The organism is Rhodococcus jostii NBRC 16295 (assembly GCF_001894825.1).
Lineage (GTDB): Bacteria > Actinomycetota > Actinomycetes > Mycobacteriales > Mycobacteriaceae > Rhodococcus_F > Rhodococcus_F jostii.
Genome location: NZ_BCWY01000216.1, coordinates 1 through 1,905 on the forward strand (window position 1 = coordinate 1; position 1,905 = coordinate 1,905).

Below are 1,905 nucleotides of genomic sequence, written 5' to 3' on the forward strand. Positions count from 1 at the left end.
CGCTGCACTGACGCGGCATCCCCGCGTGGCATTCGCGGTGACCCTCGGCCGCACCGCCCCGTCCGGGGACACGGTGCTGGTGTCCTACATCCTGCCGTCCGGTGACGCCGAACCCGACGTCGCCGAACTGACCGACCACGTGCGCGGCTTCGTGCCCGCGCACATGGTGCCCGCGACGATCGTGATCCTCGACGAGCTGCCGCTCACCCCGGTGGGCAAGCTGGACCGCGACCGTTTGCCCACCCCCGAATTCGCTGTCGTACGCACCGTCTTCCGGGCGTCGAGCAACGCGACCGAGGACACCGTGGCAGGCGTGTTTGCGGAGGTGCTCGGACTCGATCGCGCCGGGCTCGACGACAACTTCTTCGACCTCGGCGGAAATTCGCTCAGCGCGACCCGCGTCGTCGCCCGCATCAACTCCGCGCTGGGTGTCGGCTTGGGGGTCCGGGAACTGTTCGAGGCGCCGACAGTGGCGGCGCTCGCCGCCCGCGCCGCCGCTGCCGATCGCCACACCGCGGCGCGTCCCGCGTTGACCGCCGGCCCGCGCCCCGATCGGGTGCCGCTGTCCCTCGCGCAGCAGCGGATGTGGATCGTCAACCAGGTCGACACGACCTCACCCGCCTACAACGTTCCGATCGCGCTACGCCTGTCCGGTGCTCTCGACATCGAGGCACTGCGCGCCGCATTCGGTGACGTCGTCGAACGGCACGAGCCGCTCCGCACCGTCTACCCCGGATCCGCGAACGGCCCACACCAGGTGGTGCTGCCCGCAGATCGGGTGACCCTCGACCTCACCCCGGTCATCGTGTCCGACGAGGCCGCGCTGCGCAGTGAATTGGTTCCACTGGCATCGGCCGAATTCAACGTGAGCCGCGACGTCCCGATGCGCGCCGCGCTGCTGCGGATCGGTCCGGACGAGCACGTGGTGGCCCTGGTGCTGCACCATATCGCGGCCGACGGATCGTCGATGGCGCCGCTCGCCCGGGATGTGATGGTCGCGTACACCGCACGTACACACGGGCGTCCGCCCGCGTGGGCGCCGATGCCGGTGCAGTACGCCGACTTCGCGCTGTGGCAACGCCGCACACTGGGCAGCGACACCGACCCGAACTCGCCGATCTCGGCGCAGCTGGACTACTGGCGGCGGACCCTCGACGGGATGCCCGAGCTGCTCGATCTACCGACCGACCGCCGGCGACCGCTGCAGCGGTCCTCGCACGGCGCCACCGTGCCGTTCGCGATCGGCGCGGACTTGCACAGGAAGTTGTCCGATCTTGCCCGGCAGCATGATTCGACGCTGTTCATGGTCGCGCACGCCGCGCTCGCCGTTCTGCTCGGGCGGCTGAGCGACGCGACGGATCTCGCGGTGGGCACGCCGGTCGCCGGTCGCGGCGACGCGGCACTGGACGAGATGGTCGGCATGTTCGTCAACACCGTGGTGCTGCGGACCCGCGTCGCACCCGAGCGTTCCTTCACCGACCTGATGGCGCACGTCCGCGAGACCGATCTCGGGGCGTTCGGACACGCGGAGGTGCCGTTCGACCGGGTGGTGCAGGCGGTCGACCCGGTGCGGTCGACCGCGCACGCCCCGCTGTTCCAGGTGATGCTCGAATTCCAGAATACCGAGAAGAGCCGCCTCGAACTGCCCGGGCTGACCGTCGAGGTCGTCGACGCCGGTGTCGAGGTCGCCAAATGCGACCTGTACCTGACTCTGAGTGAGAACGTCGACGGAACCGGCACTCTCGCCGGGATGTCCGCGGCATTCGGTTTTGCCACCGACGTGCTGGACGCGGATACCGTGCGCGGTTTCGCGGACCAGTTCGTCCGCATCCTCGACGCGGTCACGGCGTCGCCGGACCGCCCGATCGGCGACATCGACGTCGTCGGTGCGGCCGAGTTTGAACG

General features: G+C 69.9%; 1 protein-coding gene. It reads left to right on the top strand.

The features are described 5' to 3' along the window. Nucleotides 1–25: 25 nt before the first annotated feature. A partial coding sequence (locus tag RJ1_RS44810) for a condensation domain-containing protein (RefSeq protein ID WP_369691074.1) occupies nucleotides 26–1,905 on the top strand: 1,880 nt, incomplete at its 3' end.